Origin of the sequence: Lentzea nigeriaca (assembly GCF_016907955.1) — a bacterium.
In the GTDB taxonomy this organism is placed as follows: domain Bacteria; phylum Actinomycetota; class Actinomycetes; order Mycobacteriales; family Pseudonocardiaceae; genus Lentzea; species Lentzea nigeriaca.
In genome coordinates this window covers 324,074-343,554 of the sequence record NZ_JAFBCX010000006.1, presented here as the reverse complement: position 1 = coordinate 343,554, position 19,481 = coordinate 324,074, and the positions used below count along the sequence as shown (strand labels likewise).

15 protein-coding genes and 1 tRNA gene are annotated in these 19,481 nt (G+C 68.8%); 7 read left to right on the top strand and 9 right to left on the bottom strand.

What is annotated here, in order from left to right; translation table 11 throughout:
• Nucleotides 1–92: 92 nt before the first annotated feature.
• Complete coding sequence (locus JOD27_RS22920) at nucleotides 93–2,630, bottom strand: NPCBM/NEW2 domain-containing protein (RefSeq protein ID WP_204764303.1); 2,538 nt, start codon at nucleotides 2,628–2,630, stop codon at nucleotides 93–95.
• 202 nt (nucleotides 2,631–2,832) lie between these two features.
• Here JOD27_RS22920 and JOD27_RS22915 point away from each other — a divergent pair, with 202 nt between their 5' ends.
• Nucleotides 2,833–5,091 carry an ATP-binding protein gene (locus JOD27_RS22915; protein WP_204764302.1) on the top strand — a complete coding sequence of 753 codons (2,259 nt, stop codon included), beginning with the start codon at nucleotides 2,833–2,835 and terminating at the stop codon, nucleotides 5,089–5,091.
• Nucleotides 5,092–5,290: 199 nt separating this feature from the next.
• Here JOD27_RS22915 and JOD27_RS22910 read toward each other — a convergent pair.
• A tRNA-Leu gene (locus tag JOD27_RS22910) sits at nucleotides 5,291–5,364 on the bottom strand.
• A 109-nt stretch (nucleotides 5,365–5,473) separates the two neighbouring features.
• Here JOD27_RS22910 and JOD27_RS22905 point away from each other — a divergent pair.
• Nucleotides 5,474–5,695, top strand: coding sequence for a DUF3618 domain-containing protein (locus JOD27_RS22905; protein ID WP_030469566.1), 222 nt, complete (start codon nucleotides 5,474–5,476; stop codon nucleotides 5,693–5,695).
• Here JOD27_RS22905 and JOD27_RS22900 read toward each other — a convergent pair.
• Nucleotides 5,692–6,303, bottom strand: a complete 612-nt coding sequence (locus JOD27_RS22900) for a TetR/AcrR family transcriptional regulator (RefSeq protein WP_239568270.1) — start codon at nucleotides 6,301–6,303, stop codon at nucleotides 5,692–5,694. The genes JOD27_RS22905 and JOD27_RS22900 overlap by 4 nt on opposite strands.
• 238 nt (nucleotides 6,304–6,541) lie before the next feature.
• Here JOD27_RS22900 and JOD27_RS22895 point away from each other — a divergent pair, with 238 nt between their 5' ends.
• From JOD27_RS22895 to JOD27_RS22885, 3 genes are all read left to right on the top strand, one after another.
• The gene (locus JOD27_RS22895; RefSeq protein WP_204764301.1) at nucleotides 6,542–8,830 is read left to right on the top strand and encodes a glycosyl hydrolase family 95 catalytic domain-containing protein; all 2,289 of its coding nucleotides are present in this window, start codon (nucleotides 6,542–6,544) and stop codon (nucleotides 8,828–8,830) included.
• Between the two features lie 20 nt (nucleotides 8,831–8,850).
• Nucleotides 8,851–10,488 carry an NPCBM/NEW2 domain-containing protein gene (locus tag JOD27_RS22890; protein ID WP_204764300.1) on the top strand — a complete coding sequence of 546 codons (1,638 nt, stop codon included), beginning with the start codon at nucleotides 8,851–8,853 and terminating at the stop codon, nucleotides 10,486–10,488.
• Between the two features lie 67 nt (nucleotides 10,489–10,555).
• The gene (locus tag JOD27_RS22885) at nucleotides 10,556–11,212 is read left to right on the top strand and encodes a hypothetical protein (protein WP_204764299.1); all 657 of its coding nucleotides are present in this window, start codon (nucleotides 10,556–10,558) and stop codon (nucleotides 11,210–11,212) included.
• Here JOD27_RS22885 and JOD27_RS22880 read toward each other — a convergent pair.
• The 3 genes from JOD27_RS22880 to JOD27_RS22870 are packed head-to-tail and all read right to left on the bottom strand — an operon-like array spanning nucleotide 11,184 to nucleotide 14,102.
• Complete coding sequence (locus JOD27_RS22880; protein ID WP_204764298.1) at nucleotides 11,184–11,945, bottom strand: class I SAM-dependent methyltransferase; 762 nt, start codon at nucleotides 11,943–11,945, stop codon at nucleotides 11,184–11,186. The genes JOD27_RS22885 and JOD27_RS22880 overlap by 29 nt on opposite strands.
• Nucleotides 11,942–13,114, bottom strand: coding sequence for a carboxylesterase family protein (locus JOD27_RS22875; RefSeq protein ID WP_204764297.1), 1,173 nt, complete (start codon nucleotides 13,112–13,114; stop codon nucleotides 11,942–11,944). The genes JOD27_RS22880 and JOD27_RS22875 overlap by 4 nt, the downstream gene beginning before the upstream one ends.
• A gap of 22 nt (nucleotides 13,115–13,136) precedes the next feature.
• Nucleotides 13,137–14,102 carry a hypothetical protein gene (locus tag JOD27_RS22870; protein WP_204764296.1) on the bottom strand — a complete coding sequence of 322 codons (966 nt, stop codon included), beginning with the start codon at nucleotides 14,100–14,102 and terminating at the stop codon, nucleotides 13,137–13,139.
• Between the two features lie 177 nt (nucleotides 14,103–14,279).
• Between JOD27_RS22870 and JOD27_RS22865 the strand changes: the two genes are divergently transcribed.
• A complete protein-coding gene (locus JOD27_RS22865) occupies nucleotides 14,280–15,314 on the top strand; it encodes a zinc-dependent alcohol dehydrogenase family protein (RefSeq protein ID WP_204764295.1) in 1,035 nt (344 codons plus the stop codon).
• Here the strand turns inward: JOD27_RS22865 and JOD27_RS22860 are convergent.
• Nucleotides 15,298–16,785, bottom strand: coding sequence for a flavin-containing monooxygenase (locus JOD27_RS22860; RefSeq protein ID WP_204764294.1), 1,488 nt, complete (start codon nucleotides 16,783–16,785; stop codon nucleotides 15,298–15,300). The genes JOD27_RS22865 and JOD27_RS22860 overlap by 17 nt on opposite strands.
• A gap of 121 nt (nucleotides 16,786–16,906) precedes the next feature.
• Here JOD27_RS22860 and JOD27_RS22855 point away from each other — a divergent pair, with 121 nt between their 5' ends.
• Nucleotides 16,907–17,491: a TetR/AcrR family transcriptional regulator gene (locus JOD27_RS22855; protein WP_204764585.1), complete on the top strand. Its 585-nt coding sequence runs from the start codon at nucleotides 16,907–16,909 to the stop codon at nucleotides 17,489–17,491.
• On the opposite strand, the gene JOD27_RS22850 is transcribed toward JOD27_RS22855, so the two are convergent.
• Together JOD27_RS22850 and JOD27_RS22845 are read right to left on the bottom strand one after the other, a co-directional pair.
• Complete coding sequence (locus JOD27_RS22850) at nucleotides 17,457–18,164, bottom strand: type 1 glutamine amidotransferase (protein WP_204764293.1); 708 nt, start codon at nucleotides 18,162–18,164, stop codon at nucleotides 17,457–17,459. The two genes, JOD27_RS22855 and JOD27_RS22850, sit on opposite strands and share 35 nt — an antisense overlap.
• Nucleotides 18,157–19,404 (bottom strand): MurT ligase domain-containing protein, encoded by a 1,248-nt coding sequence (locus JOD27_RS22845; protein WP_307830276.1) that lies wholly within the window; start codon nucleotides 19,402–19,404, stop codon nucleotides 18,157–18,159. The genes JOD27_RS22850 and JOD27_RS22845 overlap by 8 nt, the downstream gene beginning before the upstream one ends.
• Nucleotides 19,405–19,481: the final 77 nt, after the last annotated feature.

Sequence of the window (19,481 nt, the reverse complement as noted above, 5' to 3'; positions counted from 1 at the left end):
GTCCAAGTTACGGAGAGCGTGCGGAGAGGACAGTGGGGTGAACCGCAGAAATCGGGGTGGGGAAACCTCACCCCGATTACTGCGGGAACCCGTCAGGAACAGCGAATCCTCGCGTCCGCCCAGGAAGCGTGGTCGTTCTGCGTGCCGTCGCCGCCGTCGAGAACTCGCAGCGTGAGAGTCCTCACGCCGGTCACGTCCACGGCCAGGTCGCGGGCCGGGGTGCGCACTCCGAGCACCCCGGTGTCGGCCAGGACCACGCCGTCGCCGAGCACCTGGAACGACACCGTACCGCCCGCACGTTGCCTGGCCACGTCCAGACCGGCCTCGTCGTCCACGCCGACCGACGCGGCGAAGCCGGTGCAGCGGGCGTCCAGGGCGTAGGTGATCTCGGACGACGCGTGGGTGCCGAGGCCCTTGCCATAGGTCGTGCGGCGGAGGGCGATGCCACGGCCGTCACCGGCAGCGGTGCTGCCGTTGCTGATGTCCTTCTCGACCGGGCCGTCACCACCTGTCGCGGACACCCACGGCCGGTCCGTCACATATGACCAACCATCGGAAAGAGGACGGACCAGGTGCACACGAGCGGTCTTCTCGGCTTCCACGCCACGGTTGAACGACGCCACGACCGGGATGTCGAAGTAGCCGTAGGACGACGGCTGCGCGGGCGGCACCACCGTCCACGTGCCCGACAGCGCCTGGCCTGGACGCACGGCATGGGCCGAGACCGCGCCACCCTGGACCGACCACCCGGCGGGTACGCGCGGAGCCAGCACGACATCACGCACGTCCTCACGGGTGGTGAACAACCCGGTCACGGTGAAGCCGCGAGCAGAAGCCGAGACCGACGTCGAAGGCACCCCTGACACCGGCCGCTCGCACGTGCGCGCCCCCGCGCGGCAGGCGATGGCGGCGAAACCGCCGTTGGCTGCCACGTCCAATGTCAGGACATCTCCGGAACGCACGGTCCGTGACTCGCGGACGAGACCGGAGGGACCGTCCCGCGTGATCTCCACGAGCCAACGCCCGGAAGGCAGCGAGAACGGCACCGAAACCGTGCGTGCGGCACCGGAGTAGCCACCGCCGATGAACCACCGATCACCGGACCGCCGTGCGAACACCGAGTGATCGGCGGGACGACCGGACAGCAGTCGAGTCTCGTCCCAGGCCGTCGGCACCTGGTCGATGAACCGCTCGGCGGCGGGACGTGCCGCGTAGTCCTCTGGACGTCCGGCCAGATTGGCGAGACCCGACTCGTAGATCACGGTCAGCGCCAGCTCGTGCGCGTCGGACGTGGTGCGTGACGGCCGGTGCCAGGCCAACGGCGTGTAGTCCATGCCACCGACGACACCGCGCGTGAACGGCAAAGAAGTCAGGTGGGTTCCGGTGAGACCTGAGGACTTCTCGCCGCCGTGCACGGCTTCCATCGTCATGACGTGCGGCCACGTGCGGTGAATGCCGTGCGGGATCGTCGAGCCGTGGAAGTTGACCAACAACTTGTGGGCGGCGGTCTCCGCGAGAATCCGGTCGTACCAGCGGTAGCGGTCCTGGCCGTCGGAGTCCATGAAGTCGATCTTCAGGCCCGCGATGCCCCACTTCTCGAACAACGCCAGGCGGGCAGCGCTCTCAGCGGGCGTGTCGAGCTCGTCGTAGTGAATCCACAGATGGATCTTCACGCCACGAGCGCGCGCGTACGACACAAGGGACGGGATCCACGAGGTCTGCTCCCACGTCGGGTCGTAGTCCCAGTTCGGGTCGAAGTACCAGCCGGCGTCGACCAGCGCGTACGGCCAGCCGTGCGCCGCCGCGTAGTCCACGTACTGCTTCTGCAGGGCGATGCTCTGACCCGCCTCGCGGCCACCGGCGAGCCAGCTCCAGAACACCTTGCCCGGCTTGATCCACGACGTGTCGCGCACCTGGGAACGGGGTGCCAGGTCGTCCACGAGCGTCGACGACGACACGTCCGCCAGAGACCCGACGACGGCCGTGCGCCACGGTGACTGCCACGGGCCGTCGACGAGCACCTTCTCGTCCCAGTACTTGATCGAATAGGTGCCGGAACCCGCGGTGTGCACCAGGCGGGCACCCGAGTGGCGACCGTCCACAGCGGACTCGGTGAGCAGCGCGTACACGCCGTTCGTCTCGAACAGGGCCGGGTGCTGGTACTCCGCGGTCTCGGCGGCGGCCGCATTGGTTTCCACGAACGGGTTTTCGTAGTCACGCCGGTACTTGGCTATCCACGCCGTCGAAGAAGAAGGCACCACGAACGCCGACGTCTCGCGCAGCACGTTCCCCAGTCCGGCCGGCAGCTCGTACCGGTACGCCACGCCGTCCCGCGCCGTGCGCACGACGAGATCCAGCCGGGCCGCTCCGGATAACGAGTACCGCTCTTCTTTGTGCGTCACCGTGCGCTGCCGCTGCTTGCCCGATGACGCGGTGTAGTGCTCGACCACGCGGCGTTCGGAACGGTCGGTGAGCGTCAGTCCGCTGGAAAGATCCGCTCTTTCCGTCACCACGCCCAGTGGGCTCGGCTCGAGCACGGTGGTGCCGCCACGGGTCACCGACAGGGTGGGAACGCCGTTCGACAGCTGCACGACAGCCTTCGGCCACACGTCGATTTGCGCTGATGCCACGGGGGTTGTGCCGCTTGCTGCCAGTGCGATGACGAGCGTTACCGCCGCGCGCCATCGCGCGTTGGACAAGCGCATGTCCAGTCCTCCCAGAACGTCGGTCGCGGCGGCGACAGATCCGATGTATACGCGGTTAAGCGCCATTGGTCCACAACGTCCCGGAAAGGCCTTTCCGCCCGGTAATCGGGTGACTACGATGCGTTTGATGGCCGAACAGGCGGGGACGTGTGCGACCTGCGGCGCCGCGACCGCCACCTCCCGGCGCAGACACGCGCGGTACTGCTCGAACGCCTGCCGTCAGCGGGCCTACCGGCAACGCGCGAGCGAGCTGTCGACGGCGCTGGACAGCTTCATCGGCCGTGACGACGAACTGGACCGCCTCGCCGCGGTCGCCGACGCTCGCGTGCTCACGCTCGTCGGCCCGGCAGGAGTCGGGAAGACCAGGCTGGCCAAGGAGTTCACCAGGGGCCGCGCCGGAGTGGAATGGGTCGAGCTCGCCTCGGTCTCGAGCCAGGTCGCGCTGGCGTGCGCGACGGCCCTCGGCCTCGGCGAGGTCACCCGCGAACCGGTGCTGAGCACCCTGGTGCACGCGCTGGCGAGCCGGACGATGGTGCTGGTGCTGGACAACTGCGAGCACGTCGCGGCGGAGTGCGCGGCGCTGCTGGAGCCGTTGCTGCTCGGCTGCCCCGGCATCCGGGTGGTCGCGACGTGCCGCGAACCGCTGCGGGTGCCGGGCGAGGTGCTGTTCGCGGTGCGGCCGTTGCCGATCACGTGCGCGGTGGAGCTATTCGCCGACCGCGCGCGGGCCAACCAGCTCGGCCTGGAACTCGACGACTCCGACGCGCTGACCACGTTGTGCACGCGCCTCGACCGCCTGCCGCTCGCGATCGAGCTCGCCGCCCGGCTCGTCACCGTCTTGCCGGTGCGGGAACTGCTGGCCCGCCTCGACGACCGGCTGGAGCTGCTCAACCGCGGCAACCGCACGGCCGCCGAGCGCCACCAGAGCCTGCGCGCCGCGATCGAGTGGAGCTACGCCCGCCTCAACGCCGAGGAACAGCACGCGTTCCGGTGCCTCTCGCCGTTGCCCGGCGGCTTCGGAATCGACCTGGCGGTGGCCGCGTGCGACATGCCCGCGGACCGCGTGCTGGCGCTGCTGTCGTCTCTCGTGGCCAAGTCGCTGCTCACGTTCTCCGGTGCCGGGCGGTTCGAGCAGCTCGAGTCGGTCCGCTTGTACGGCAGGGAAAAGCTCGGCGGGCAGTCCGACGCGGTGCTGGCAAGGGTCGCCCGCTGGTTCGGCGCGCGCTGGCAGGACTTCACCTCGACCGTCTTCACGACCCCCGAGGTCGTCGGCTCGTTGAGCGCCGAGTGCGGCAACCTGCAGTGCGTCGTCGACTGGGCCGCCCGCACCCGAGACCCGCACCACCTGCGGCTCGCGACGATGCTCGCCGCCGCGTGGCGCGACCAGGGCCGGGTGTCGCAGGGCAGGTGGCTGCTGGACGCGGCGGTGCGAGGGGCGGAGGCCGATCCCGCGGTGCGGTGCCTAGCCCTGTGCCACCTGGCGTACCTCGCGGGCACCGAGGACAACACCGGCCTGCGCTGGGCGGAGGAGGCGGTGAGCCTCGGCAGGGAACTGGGCGAGCCGGTGCTGCTCGCGCAGGCGCTCAACGCGCTGGGCGGCGAGCACGTCCGCGCCGACCGCAACGGCGAGGCTCGCAAGTACTACGAAGAGGCCATCGCCCTGCTCGCACCCACCGCGAGCCCGCTGGACCTGGCGATCATCGAGCACAACCTGGCGTGGTCGGCGTTGCGCGCGGGCGACGTGGAGTTCGCCGACGCGCTGATCGCCGACGTTCTGCCCGTGTACCGGCGTCTAGCCTCACCGCGCAGGTTGTCAGTCTTCCTGCACACCGTCGGCGTGCGCGCGCTGCAACGCGACGAGGTCGACGCGGCCGCGGAGTCGTTCCTGGAGTCGCTGCGGTCGTGCCGGTCCGGGTTCTGGGTCGCGGACGTGCTGGAGGGCTTGGCCCTGATCGCATACCGGCGTGGCGACCTCCGGCGGGCGTTGCGGCTCGTGGGTGCGGCGTCGTGCCTGCGGGAGGGCGCGTTCGCCGACGACCTGGTGTGGCACGCGGAGGTCATCGAGGTCGTGCGGGCGTCACGGGTGGCGTTGCGCGGTGTGGACACCTGCCTCGCCGAGGGGCGGGAGATGACTCGTGAGCAGGCCGTGGCCTACGCGTTGGCGGACCCGGCCGAGCCCGAGGAGCTAAGCGACCGCGAGCAGCAGGTCGTGGCACTGGTCGCGGCAGGCCGGTCGAACGTGAGCATCGGCGCCGAGCTGCGGATCTCGCGGCGGATGGTCGAGACGCACCTGCAGCGGATCCGGCAGAAGCTCGGCCTCACGACACGCGCCGAGATCGCGGACTGGGGCAGGTCGCCGCGGGTCAGCCCCGCCGCAAGCCGTTGAACGCGCGGACCGGCACAGAGGGCTGTGAGCCACTGAACGCGAGGACCAGGCACAAAGGGCCGCGAACCGCTGAACGCGGACCATCGCGGGGGTCCGGGGGCGGAGCCCGCCGGCGGGGGTGTGGGGGCTCGGCCCCCACAAGACACGACGAGATGACCAGGCGAGCGCCCTCCGCGAGCACAGCTCGCCCATCATCGAGTGAGGTCGGGGGGACTCGAACCCCCACTGGCTGGGACCTAAACCCAGTGCCTCTGCCAATTGGGCTACGACCCCTCACGTGGAAGCCTATAGCCCCTTCATGTACTCGCTCTCTCGGGTCGCTCGAACCCGCACCACGCGCCGTCCACTACGGTTGGGCCCAGAACCGCTGCTAGGAGGACATGTGGCTCGCGATCCCGACACCATCCAGCGCGAGATCGAACAGGCTCGCACCGCGCTGGCCGCCACCCTGGACGAGCTCAGCGAGCGGGCGAACCCGCAGAAGCTCGTCGAGCAGGGCAAGTCGTCCGTGCTCGACGTGCTGAGCCAGCCCAAGGTCAAGTACACGCTGATCGCGGTCGGTGCGGTCGTCGGCTTCGCGCTGGTCCGCAAGCTGTTCCGCTAGGCGTGCACCAACGGTAGAAGCACCTGCTCGACGACCTTCTCCACGAACGGCTCGTCGAGCGGGTCACCGGTGAGCATCAGCCGGTAGATCAGGGCCGCGCCCGCGATCTCGACCGCCATGCCGCGCGGGGCGTCCGCCTTGAGCTCGCCCCGTTCGGCCGCGCGGTCGAGAATTCCGCGCAGGACGTCGCGCTGCGAGATCAGGAACGTCTCCCGGAACGCCGCTGCCAGCTCCGGTTCGTGCGGCAGTTCGCCGACGAGGGCCTGGGCGGCCTTGCCGATCGGTCCCGAGAGGAACGCGGCGAACGACGAGAGGAACTCCCGCAGGTCGCCTGCGAGGGATCCGGTGTCCGGTGCCGCGAGGTTCTGCGAGGCGAGCTGGGTACACGTGTCGATCACGAGATCGAGCTTCGACTCCCATCGCCGGTAGATCGTGGCTTTGCCCGCCCGTGCGCGTGCTGCCACGGCGTCCATGGTGAGGGCCCGGTATCCGACCTCTGCCATCACCTCGAGCGCTGCCTGACGTAATGCGTCGTCCCTGCTGGCGTCGCGGGGACGGCCCCGCTGGGGGACCCTGCCCTCGTTGAACGCCGCTGTCGACACGGCCATGCCACCTCCTCGTACAAGGGCACGGCTCGTGCGTCGTCTCCCCGCCCCTTTGGCGGGACATCCTAGGCGTCTTCCCCATCTCGCAGGGTGACCAGCACCGGGTTGTTGCTTCGTGTTGCGGTTAGTTGGCTCTTGCGCGATGTGACCCAGAACTCCTACCTTTCCCAGTTGTCTGGACCAAGCTGCACCGCCGCGCAGCGAGACGTAGTTGTCGTCATGCGCGGGCGAGGAGCGGGTAATGGTCTTTGGCAGGCGGGGTTTCATCGGGGGAACCACAGCGGCGGTGCTGCTCGCCCAGACGGGGGTCGCGGCAGGGAAAGAGGCCGTGCCCTCGGATGTCTTCGAGTGCGCCGGCATGTCGGAAGGCGACTGGCGCGACTTCATCGGGCAGCAGGATCTCGTTTGGCGGAAGCCGCCGACCCAGTACGGGCAGGCGCCGTTCCTCGGTGACGGCAAGCTCGGCAGCGTCGTCTACGCCGAGGGCAACACCGTGCGGTTCACCGTGCAGCACGCCGACGTCCAGGACCACCGCACCACCGGCGGCAGCCAGTACGGGGTGTGCAGACTTCCTGTCGGAAGCCTGAAGATGACCGCCGCGGGCACCGTTTCGGCCGTCGACTGGCGCCTGGACCTGTGGAACGCGGAGCTGCGTGGAACCGTGACCACGACCCTCGGCGTGATCTCGTTCGCGGTCTACATCCACACCGAACGATCGGTACTGGCGCTGACCGTCTCGGCGACCGGCACCGAGAAGCCCGTGGTGGAGTTCGTGCCGTCGAAGGCGATCCCGCCGCGCGCGGACTTCAACCCGCTGCCGGACGGCTACGTCCTCAACCCCGATCCCGTGACGAAAGCCGACGGCCGCGAGACGCTCGTGACGCAGGCACTGAACGCGGGCGGCCAGACGGCAACCGCTTTCCGGCTCACCACGACCGGAGGCACGCAACGGCTGCTGCTCTCGGTCGCGCACACCTACCCGGACGCCGGCGCCGACCAGACCGTGCTGAAGGCCGTGCGTGAGGCGGCGATGCTCGGCGGGTCGCTCGTCAAGTCGCACCGCAAGTGGTGGAACGCCTTCTACCGGAAGAGCTTCCTGTCGTTCGGCGACCAGCGGCTGCAGTCGTTCTACTGGATCCAGCTCTACAAGGTCGCGTCCGGCTCGCGCGCCGGCGGCCCGGTGATGGCGACGACCGGCCCGTGGCTCGAGAAGACGCCGTGGGCCGCCGCGTGGTGGAACCTCAACGTGCAGCTGGAGTACTGGCTGATCCACGGCTCCAACCACCTGGAGCTCGACTCGATCACCAGCACCCTCAAGGACAACCAGGACCAGCTCGTCCGCAACGTCAAGGAGCAGTACCGGCACGACTCCGCCGGTGTCGGCCGCAGCACCGACCGGACGACGTCCAACCTCGGAACGCTGTACGAGCCGGGCACGGGCGGCTCCGGGGTGAAGGAGCTCGGCAACCTCACCTGGGCGCTGCACAACGTCTGGCTGTCGTACCGGCACAGCATGGACACGCGGATCCTCGCCGACGTAGTGTTCCCGCTGCTGCGCCGGTCGATCAACTACTACCTGCACTTCCTCAAGAAGGGCAACGACGGCAAGCTGCACCTCGACGTCACGACCTCGCCCGAGTACGGCGACGCCCCCGACTGCAACTACGACCTGCAGCTGATCCGATGGGGCTGCCAGACGTTGATCGACTCCGCGAAGCTGCTGAAGATCGACGATCCGCTGGCGCCGAAGTGGGCGGAGGTGCTGCGCGACCTCACCCCCTACCCGGTGAACGAGAACGGCTTCATGATCGGTGCCGGGGTGCCGTTCGTGAACTCGCACCGGCACTTCTCGCACCTGCTCGCCACGTTCCCGTTGATGACGGTGAACTACGAGCAGCCGGAGAACCGCGAGCTCATCGAGAAGTCGTTGCACCACTGGATGTCGCTGGAACCCGCGCATCGCGGCTACAGCTACTCCGGCTCCGGCTCGATCGCCGCGCGCATGTTCCGCGGCGACGAGGCCTACGCGTACTTCCTGAAGATGTTCGACACGACCAAGCGCTACCCGGTGCTCGAGAACACCATGTACACCGAGGCGGGCCCGGTCGTGGAGACCCCGCTGTCCGGCGCCCAGACGATCCACGACTTCGTCTGCCAGAGCTGGGGCGGCATCGTCCGGGTGTTCCCCGCCGTGCCGTCCGCGTGGCCGGACGTCGTCATCGCCGACCACTCCTGCGAGGGCGGTTTCTCCGTCACCGCACAGCGTTCCGGTGGCAAGACCCAGTTCGTGCTCGTCCGCAGCCGCGCGGGCGAGCCGTTGGTGCTGCGGCACGGCATCGCGGGCCCGGTGTCCGTGGTGACGCCGTCCGGCCGTCCCGTCCGGTACCACGACCGCGGCGACGGGACGTTCGAGATCCCGTTGGGCCGCGGGCAGGAAGTCCTGGTGCACCCCAGGGGCCGCCGCCCCGACCTGGCCGTGCGGCCGGTCGCCATCACGACCCCCGGCAAGGCCTGGGGTCTACCCGCGTGATGTTCGGAAAGGAAAGCCCCATGCGCACCCTGTCCCTGGCCGTGCTGACCGCGATGGTCAGCGCTGTCCTGGTAGCCCCTGCCGCACAGGCGTTGCCGGACGGCCTGGCCCTGACCCCACCGATGGGCTTCAACAACTGGAACACCACCGCCTGCCGCGCGGAGTTCAACGAGGCGATGGTCAAGGGAATCGCCGACATCTTCGTCTCCCGCGGCCTGAAGGACGCGGGCTACGAGTACGTCAACATCGACGACTGCTGGGCCGAGAAGACCCGTGACGCCCAGGGCAAGCTCGTCCCCAACAAGACGCGCTTTCCCAACGGCATCAAGGCAGTCGCGGACTACGTGCACTCCAAAGGCCTGAAGTTCGGCATCTACACGAGCGCCGGAACCAAGACGTGCAACAAGGACAACGGCTTCCCCGGCGGCCTCGACCACGAGGACTCCGACGCCCAGCAGTTCGCGTCGTGGGGCGTCGACTACCTGAAGTACGACAACTGCAACAACCAGGGCGTCGACGCGAAGCAGCGCTACCGCAAAATGCGTGACGCGTTGAAGAAGACCGGTCGCCCGATCGTTTTCTCGTTGTGCGAGTGGGGTCAGAACAAGCCGTGGGAGTGGGCGTCCGACACCGGGCATCTGTGGCGCACGACCGGTGACATCAACGACACCTGGCCGCGCACGATGGACATCTACGAGAAGAACGTCGTGCTTGATTCCTATGCGGGGCCTGGACATTGGAACGACCCCGACATGCTCGAGGTCGGCAACGGCAAGATGAGTGCGACGCAGTACCGCAGCCACTTCTCGTTGTGGGCGATCATGGCAGCGCCGTTGCTGATCGGTTCGGATCTGCGCAAGGTCTCGTCCGACACGTTCACGATTCTGGAGAACAAGGACGTCATCGCGGTCGACCAGGACAAGCTCGGCGTGCAGGGCAAGCGCATCCGCACCACCGGCAAGACCGGCGTCGACGTGATCGTGAAGCCGCTGGCGAACGGCGACAAGGCGGTGGCGCTGTTCAACAAGTCCGGCTCCACGCAGACGATCTCGACGTCTCTGTCCGAGATCGGCATGTCCGGGTCGGCGACGTTGAAGGACCTGTGGACCAAGTCCACGCGCACCACGACCGGCACGATCTCGGCGTCGGTGCCGTCTCTCGCCACCGTGATCTACCGGGTGTCCAAGGGGGACGGTCCGCGGCCGACCCCGCCCGCCGGTGTGTCCGACCTGTCCGCGTTCGAGGCCACGTCGTCCACGAACGGCTGGGGCCCGGTGGAGATCGACAGGTCCGTCGGCAGCCAGGCCGCCGGTGACGGCAAGACCCTGACGATCAACGGTGTCACGCACGCGAAGGGCTTCGGCGCGCACGCGGCGTCGACCATTGAGTTCTACCTCGGTCGCAAGTGCTCTTCGGTCACTGTGGACGTCGGTGTCGACGACGAAGTGGCCGCGGGCAAGGGTTCCGTCGTCTTCCAGTTGTTCGCAGATTCAACGAAGGTGGCGGATTCCGGGCGGCTGACCGGAACCGATCCGGCGAAGAAGCTCACCGCGTCACTGACCGAAGCCGAGAACTTGCGGTTGGTCATCACAGACGCCGGTGACGGCATCAATTCCGACCACGGTGACTGGGCGTCTCCGCGGATCACCTGTTCGTAGCGGTATTTCTTGAAGCGGTCTGTGGGTAGCGATGTGATGCGGCTCACAGACCGCTTATATTCAAGCCATGAAAGCAACTCGGCTCCTTCCTGCACTCGCCGCAGCCGCCGCGCTGGCACTGGCCCCCGGACTGGGGCTCGCCGATCCCGGTGACGGCAAGGGGAACGGGATCACCCACAACCCACATGTCCCACCTGGACAGTCCACCCAGGACACTTCGGTGCCGCAGCCGTCGTCCAACGCGGACTTCACCGGCAACGGCGCGAACGACCACGGCCCGTACGACTCGACGCGCGACGGCTCACCGTCCGGCAACGGCAACGGTGGCGGCGAAGCGGTCGGCAAACCGTGCGCGGGCTGTGTGGGCAAGGCGGACAACAAGAACCCGCCCGGCCAGCTGCCCGGCGGCTCGGACGCCAACGCCGGCTACGAGTGCGACACCAATCACGGTGTGGGCCGCACGAACCCGGCGCACACGGGCTGCAAGCCCGGTGAGACGCCTCCGTCGACGTCCTCGTCGACCCCGCCGCCTTCGACCAGCACGGAGACGCCTCCTCCGCCACCTGGCGGCGGTGCGCCTCAGGCACCGGCTCAGACGGCCGCCGCAGTAGAAGAACTGGCGTTCACCGGCTTCGACGTGCTGCCTCTGGGCCTCGGCGGCCTCGCCCTCGTGGGCGCGGGCGGTGCCGCCGTGGTCATGGTGCGCCGGTCGAGGCGCTCCTGACCCGTGCGACGGCGAGCTGGGTCATGTACCGCTTCGTGACCCGGCCGCCGTGGCGCGTGTCGATCAGGCGCCTGATGTCCGCGATCAACTGGTCGCGGGCCGGTAGCGCGATGTGGTTCGAATACGTGAGGAGCAGGTCGACGTACGCCTCGGTGTCGTAGGCCTGCTCCCACTCGTATCTGAAGAACTCGGGCTCGTCGAAGAGGTCGCTCGCGTCGAACTCACGCGGGATGTCGTCGGCCGGTGACTGCCTGAGGTTGGGCGGGGTCGCGGGATCCCAGCGCTCGTAGCACTCCTGAACGTCCACGAAGAACTGTTCGGTGCCGCCGGCGATGTGGTGCGTGGAGATCACGGCCAGCGCACCACCCGGCTTCAACGCGGCCGCGCACTTCGCCATGCGGGTCCGCGGATCGAGCCAGTGGAACGCCGTCGCGGACACGACGAGGTCGAACGGCTCCGCGGGCAGCGGCCACTCCTCGAACGCCGCGACCTCGACGTGAGCGAGGGGTGCGTGCTGACGGGCGATGGCGGCCAGCTCCGGGCTCAGCTCCACCGCGGTCACTTCGCCCAGCGCGGTCAGCGGCAGCGTGGCCTGGCCTGTTCCCGGACCGATCTCCAGAATTCGCGGGCCTCTGAGTTGCTCGAACAGCTCCGGGGGATAGCCGGGGCGGGCTCGGTGGTAGCGAGCCGCGTCCTCTCCGAACGTGGTGCGCAAACGCTCGCGGTCGGTCACCCGCCCAATTCAAGCGAGCGCGACGGCAGGGCGTCCAACCCGTTTCCGGCGAAGCCGGCCCACAGCCTCCGCACGGTCCGCGCCAGCGCCGGGTCCGGCTGCTGCCCGGCCAGCATGCCCGCGCCCGCCCACCCGGCCGGGTCGAACAGGAACGGCAGCTCGATGCAGTGGCACGCGCCCCAAGGCGCACCCGCTGGCGCCCACTTGAAGTTGAAGGTCGCGGCCTGTCCGCCTGCCGTGATCCAGTCCTGGGCCAGCTGCCGGGCAGGACCGGCGAACACGAGCTCGGTCGCGATGTCCCAGGCCTCGGGACTCGCCGCCACGTACGGGCTGGCGTCGTCGGCGGTGTGCCCGACGAGCAGTTCGACCCGTGCCGCCGCCGGGGCGAGGTTGACGTCGCCGAGCTCCGGGCCGAACGGCATGCCGCCGGCCGGGGCGAACCGCGCCACCACCGCCGGCACCTCCTGCTGGACGGCCAGCACGTCGTCCACCGGCGTGGAGGCGTCGACGGAGATGAACTCGCGCAGGGCAGCCGTCATCTCGGCACGTTCGGGCCCGCGGGCGCCCAGCGGAGCGCTCTGCAGGATCGCACGGTGGAACAGGGGTTCGTCGGAGGTGAGCATCAGCGCGTAGACCGAGTCCGCGCCCGCGGACTGGCCGAACGCCGTCACGTTCGCGGGATCGCCGCCGAACGCGGCGATGTTGTCGCGCACCCACCGCATCGCGACGAGCTGGTCCAGCAGGCCCAGATTTCCGTCCAGGTAACCGAAGACGCCGAGCCGGTAGCTCACGCTGACCACGACGACGCCTTCCAGCGCCAGCAACGAAGCGTCGTACTTCACCGACTCACCGCTGCCCGTCACGTAAGCGCCGCCGTGGAACCAGACCATCACCGGCAAGCCCGAGGCGTCGACGGGAGCGGTGACCGAGAGGACCTGGCAGTGCTCGTCGAACGTCAGGCCCTCGACCGAGTTGCCGACGACGGGGAGGAGCGACGACGGCGGCTGCGGGCAGGCGGGGCCGCGCCGGGTCGCGTCGAGCACACCGTCCCATGTGTACGGTTCCGGCTCGGCGAACCGGGAAGCCGTCGCATATCGGACACCGTGCGCCCGCACGAGACCGTCGGCGACCTCTGGCTTCAGCGCGCCAGCGCCGGTGTTGATCAGCACGTCCCGATCGTAGGCCGGAGGATCAGCGATCGCCTGAGGATTTGTGCTCCGCGACCACCTCGCCGTTGACGAGGATCGCGGCCTGCTCCTGCCGTTCGGGATCGAAGTTGACACCGCCGTCGACGCGACCCGCCATCAGAACGTTTCCGTGGATATGACCGCTCATCACGTTGGTGCCCTCCTGTGTGGGTTCCTTGGTGCGAATGATCAGGCGTTCGGCGATTCGCACCAGCGGGCGCACGTGGGGCACGATCGCGAGCAGCAGGCCGACGCGCGCCGCGGAGGCGGCGAGATCGCTGAGGTAGCCGAAGCGGATCAGGTCGATGGCGCTCGGCACCGTCAGGAGGAGCAGCAGGATCAGGAAGAACGGGAACAGGTGGTCCTGGTCCTGCTTGAGCCCGATGACGTCACGGCGCTGGTGGTCGACGTCACCCGCGGGGTTGTGGAAGTACGGCTTCCACTCGCCGAGCTCGCCGCCCGCGGTGACGAGGTTGAAGACCACGGCTTCGTTGCGCTCGAGGTGCCCGATCCGATAGCGGACGTGGCCCTCCGGGCTTTTCGCGATGGGCGCGACGCCGAGCTCTTGCTCCGGCACCGGGTCGAGGTAGTGCTCCAGCACCGTCACCTTGTCGGGGAACGGGAACCTGAGTTCCTGGTCCCTCACCACCTGGTTGCTGGTGTTGGTGACCGTGCACCTGACATGGGTGAGTGCGGTGACCTGTGTGCCCTCGTAAAAGAAGCGCACCTTCGACTTGATTTCGTCGCTCACGTCGATGAGCGCGCGACGCACCGACGCGTCCCAGGACAGCCGCTTGGTGGGCTCGCGCCGCGCCTTGATCCGGTCGAGCGCGAAGTTCGAGAGGAACCCCAGCAAGGCGCCCGCCACCGCACCGGCGACCAGCAGGACGATCTTCTCCGTCAGCGACCCCGGTGGCACGGTCTGATCCTGCGCGTAGACGAGGTTCACGACGTGGTCGGCAAGCATCATGTGGCGCTCCACGGGGTTCGCTGGTACACGCTCCGTCGCGGCGCCGGACCGCGGCGTTACCGGGGCAGGCGGGCGTGACCCGGCCTCGTAACCAACTCCACAACGTCTCGATTCGGCGGGAACGGCCCGGCAGGAGCACGATGTCACGGTTGGGCAACGAGGCAGAGGAGGCGCCACGTGCGGGCTACGACGATCTACGGCACCCGTGACATCCGCGTTGAGGACGTGCCGGACGCGGCCGTCAAGGACGCGACCGACGTCGTCGTGCGGGTCGAGCTCGCGTGCATCTGCGGCAGCGATCTGTGGGCGTACCGCGGCGTGGCCAAGCGCGAGAGCGGGCAGCGGATCGGGCACGAGTTCCTCGGCATCGTCGAAGAGGTCGGCAGCGAGGTCAAGTCCGTCAACGTCGGCGACCGCGTGATCGCGCCGTTCGTGTGGAGCGACGGCACCTGCGCGTACTGCCAGGCCGGGCTGCAGACCTCGTGCCGCTCGGGTGGCTTCTGGGGCAGCAAGGGCAGCGACGGCGGGCAGGGTGAGGCCGTGCGCGTGCCGCTCGCCGACGGCACCCTCGTGCGCGTCCCCGCAGACGCGTCACCGGAGCTGCTGCCCGCGTTCCTGAGCCTGTCCGACGTCATGGGTACCGGTCACCACGCTGCCATCGGCGCGGGGGTCGGGCCCGGCAGCACCGTCGCGGTCGTCGGTGACGGCGCGGTCGGCCTGTGCGGCGTACTCGCGGCCAAGCGGCTCGGTGCCGAGCGGATCATCGCGATGGGACGGCACGAGGACCGCGCGAAGATCGCCAAGCTCTTCGGTGCCACGGACCAGGTCGCCGAGCGCGGTGAGGCCGCGGTCGAGCGGATCAAGGAGATGACCGGCGGGCTCGGGGCATCAAGTGTCCTCGAATGCGTCGGCACCGAGCAGTCGTGGGAGACCGCGATGGGCATCGTGCGCGACGGCGGCAGGATCGGGTACGTCGGTGTGCCGCACGAGATGCCGGGGCTGCCGCTCGGCAAGCTGTTCGGCCGCAACATCAGCATCGGCGGCGGTGTCGCGCCGGTGCGCGCGTACCTGCCGGAGCTGCTGGCCGACGTGCTCGCCGGGCGGATCGACCCCGGTCCCGTGTTCGACAAGACGGTCTCACTCGACGACGTCGCCCAGGGCTACCAGGCGATGGACGAGCGGACCGCCCTGAAGGTCATCGTGAAGCCGTAGATTTCCTGGCAGCGGTGAGCACGTAGTCCTCGGCGCGCACGCGCTTGGTCCGCATCCAGTACCGCCAGGTGAATCCCGGCCACACGGTGCGGTTCACGCCCTGCGCGTCGAGGTACCAGCTCTGGCAACCACCCTGGGTCCACACGCCCTTGGTGAGCTTGCCCTGGATCTCGCGGTTGAACTCCTGCTGGGCCTCCGGTCGCACGTCCAGCTCCGCTGCGCGGTGTTTGTCGAGGAGCTGGAGGCACTGCGAGACGTACCGGATCTGCGACTCGATCATGAACACGACCGAGTTGTGGCCGAGTCCGGTGTTGGGGCCCAGCAGGAAGAACAGGTTGGGGAAGCCCGAGACCGTGATGCCGTAGTAGGTCTCGATCCCCTTCTCACGCCACTGCTTCGCGAGGTCGACGCCGCCCTTGCCCTGGATGTCCAGGTAGTCGAACGAGTCGGTGACGTGGAAACCGGTGCCGTAGATGATGACGTCGACCTCGTGCTCGACGCCCGCACTGTCCACGATGGACTTCTCGCGCACTTCGGTGATCTGGTCCGTCACCAGGTCCACGGTCGGGTACCCCAGGGCGGGGTAGTAGTCGTTGGAGATCAGCACCCGCTTGCAGCCCATCGTGTAGTCGGGCTTCAGCTTGCGGCGCAACGACGCGTCCGGCACCTGCTTCTTCATGTGCCGCAACGCGATTCGCTGGGCGAACCGCATGATCCGCGGGTTGATCGCGAACCCGAACGCGCTCGACTCGCGGACCCAGTAGACGAAGTCGCGGTAGAGCCGTTGCGTGAAGGGCAAGGCGCGGAACAGCTTCTGCTCCCAGCCGTTGATCTCGCGGTCCGCCTTGGGCATGATCCACGGCGGCGTGCGCTGGAAGATCTTCATCGAGCCGACGTGCGGAGCGATCTTCGGCACGAACTGGATCGCGGACGCACCGGTGCCGACGACGGCGACGCGCTTGCCGGTCAGGTCGTAGTCGTGGTCCCACTGCGCCGAGTGGAACGTCGTGCCGTTGAAGTTCTCGATTCCCGGCAGCTCCGGGATGTTCGGGATGTGCAACGCGCCGACGCCGGCCACGAGCGCGGTAGCCGTGTACGTGTCGCCCTGCTCGGTCGTGACCTCCCAGCGCTTGGCCTCGTCGTCCCACTGTGCGCCGGAGACCTTGGTGTCGAAGCGGATGTGCGGCCGCAGCCGGTACTTGTCGGCGACGCGGCGCAGGTAGTCCCAGATCTCGCCCTGCTCGGCGAACATTCGCGACCACTTCGGGTTCAGCTCGAACGAGAACGAGTACATGTGCGACGGCACGTCGCACGCGCAGCCGGGGTAGGAGTTGTCGCGCCAGGTGCCACCGAGGTCGCTCGCCTTCTCGAGGACCACGAAGTCGTGCTCGCCGCGCCGCTTCAGCTCGATGGCCATGCCGAGGCCGGAGAAGCCGGTGCCGATGACGAGCACTTTCGTCTCTCGATGCATGGGACGTCCCTCCGCTGGCCGTTGCCTACTTCGCAGTAGGTTACTCGAAGTAAGTTACGAGCGGTAGACTCCGGTCGTGACCGCACCTGCGCCCCGGCGCCGCATGCCCAAGGCCCAGCGCATGGCGCAGATGCTCACCGTCGCCGAGGAGATCTTCGCCGAACAGGGGTATCTGGCCACGTCGATGGACGAGATCGCCGAACGCGTCGGCGTCTCCAAGCCGATGCTCTACGAGTACTTCGGCTCGAAGGAAGGCCTGCTCATCGGCTGCATCCACCGCGCGCGCACCGAGCTGCGCGAGAAGACGGCGGCGGCCATCGCGGGCGCCGGGAGCCCGGAGGAGTTCCTCAGGCTGGGGCTCAGGGCGTTCTTCGAGTTCATCGTCGACCACCAGAGGTCCTGGGCGTTGCTGCGGCAGGAGGCGGCGATCGCCGTACCGTCGGCGCAGGAGGAGGTCGAGGGGATCAGGCAGCAGCAGACGGACATGATCGGATCCGTGCTGGTGTCGTTCGCGCCGGAGATCGACCAGCTGGAGGCGGAGGCGTTCGCCGAGATCGTCGTCGGCGCGTGTGAACGGCTCGCGGTGTGGTGCGAGCGCAGGCCCTCGGTGGGACCCGCGCTCGCGACCGACTACGTGATGGCCGTGATCTGGCCGGGTGTCGCGGAGAAACTCAGGAAGCTGCCCGAACTCGCTCCGCACGCATAGCGGAGACGGCCGGGAGGTCGAGCGGCGCGACCTTCGTGCCCGTCGCCCACTCGATCAGCAGGTCGGCGAGCTGCGGGTTGCGCGGCAGCACCGGTCCGTGCAGGTAGGTGCACACGATCCGGCCCTGCACCGCGCCCTCGACGCTGCCGTCGTTGCCGGTGCCGACCTTGACGTGCGCGAGGGGACGGGCGGACGGGCCCAGCACGGTGCGGCCCTGGTGGTTCTCGAAACCCGTCAGCACGCCTTCGAACAGGCCGTTCGCGGGCTCGGCGAGCACCTCGCCGATCGCCCGGCTGCCGCCCGCGTGCGACGTCGAGTCGATCAGGCCCATGCCGGGGTGGGTGACGTTGTCGGCACGGGTGAAGCTCTCACCGAAGATCTGGATGCCGGCGCAGACGCCCAGCACCACGGCGTTCTTCGTGACGGCGCGCTGCAGGCCGGGGTGCTCGCGCAGGTGCTTCACGGCGAGCGTCTGGGCCGTGTCCTCACCGCCGCCGACGACGTAGATGTCGCACGAGTCCGGCACCGGCTGGCCGTAGTTGATCGGCACGATCTCGGCGGAGATGCCGCGCCACGTCATGCGCTTCTCGAGCACGACGGCGTTGCCGAAGTCCCCGTAGGTGCCGAGGAGATCCGGCAGCACGAGCGCGATCTGGATTGTCGACTCACTCATCAGCGGCAGCCCTGGCATTCAAGTCGCGGAACGCGGTGTAGTTGGCGATGACCTCGACCGCCCCCTGCGGCATCTGGTCGATGGCCTTCAGCGGGTCGGGCACGATCGTGTGCTCGACCTCGGCGTAGGTGAGGCGGACGGCGAGGTCGGTCGCGCGCTCGCCGGACGCGATGACGGTGCGGCCCTGCAGCCGCTCGAACGGCACGTCCCACAGCCAGCTCAGGTCGCGGCCGTCGGCCTCCTGGGCGTTGATCACCAGGACGGCTGGGTGGTTGGCCTCCTTGACGACCGTGAGGGTCTCGCTCCAGCCCGCGGGGTTCTTGGAGAGCAGCAGGCGCGCGCTGCGGCCGTTGCGGTGGATCGTGCGGTAGCGGCCGCTCACGTTGGACACGCCGCGCAGACGGCGGACCGCCTCGTCGGTGGACACGCCCAGCGCGTGCGCGGCTGCCGACGCCATGACGGCGTTGGCCTGGTTGAACTTGCCCGGCAGCGTGAGGCGCAGCTCGATCTTCTGGTGGTCCGGGGTGATCATCGCCTCGTCGGCGGTGATCCAGTTCGGGTGCGGGCGCGCGAGGTCGCAGCCCGTGCAGTGCCAGTGCTCGCCCTGCCACTGGATCGGGTTGCCGCAGCGCGGGCAGCTCGCCGAGTCGTGGTGCCAGCCGGTGCCGGTGGCGACCCAGATGACCTTCTGCGCGTTCCAGGCCGCGCTCGTCACCATCACGTCGTCGCAGTTGGCGACGATCGTGCAGTCCTTGAGCGCGGTGATGGTGTCGCGCAGCGAGCGCTCGATCGTGCGCACCTCGCCGACGCGGTCCAGCTGGTCGCGCGACAGGTTCAGGATCATCGCGACGGCCGGGTTGCTCGCACCGGCGACGGCGGGGAAGTAGCCCTCGTCGCACTCCAGCACGGCGTACGGGGCGTCCGGCTGCTTCGACAGCGCCGTCACGTGACCGTCGGGCATGTTCGCGCCGCTGTGGTTCGTGGCGACCTCGCCGAGCGCGGAGACGGCCCTGGCCAGCATCATCGTGCTGGTGGTCTTGCCGTTCGTGCCTGTCACCACGGCGACCTTGCGGCCCTGCGTCAAGCGGTTCAGCGCCTGCGGGTCGAGCTTCAGCGCCACCCGGCCGCCGATCATGCCGCCTGCGCCGAGACCCATCTTCTGGGACAGCGTGGAGCTCAGGTTGCCCAGTTTCACTGCGGCCGCGGTGCGCAGAGGGAGGCGGGCGGGGGAATCGTTCACCCTCGCGATGCTACCGGCGGTGGTGGTTGAACCTTTCCGGGCGGTCGTTGCGTTGGTGTGAACGGGGTTCGGTACAA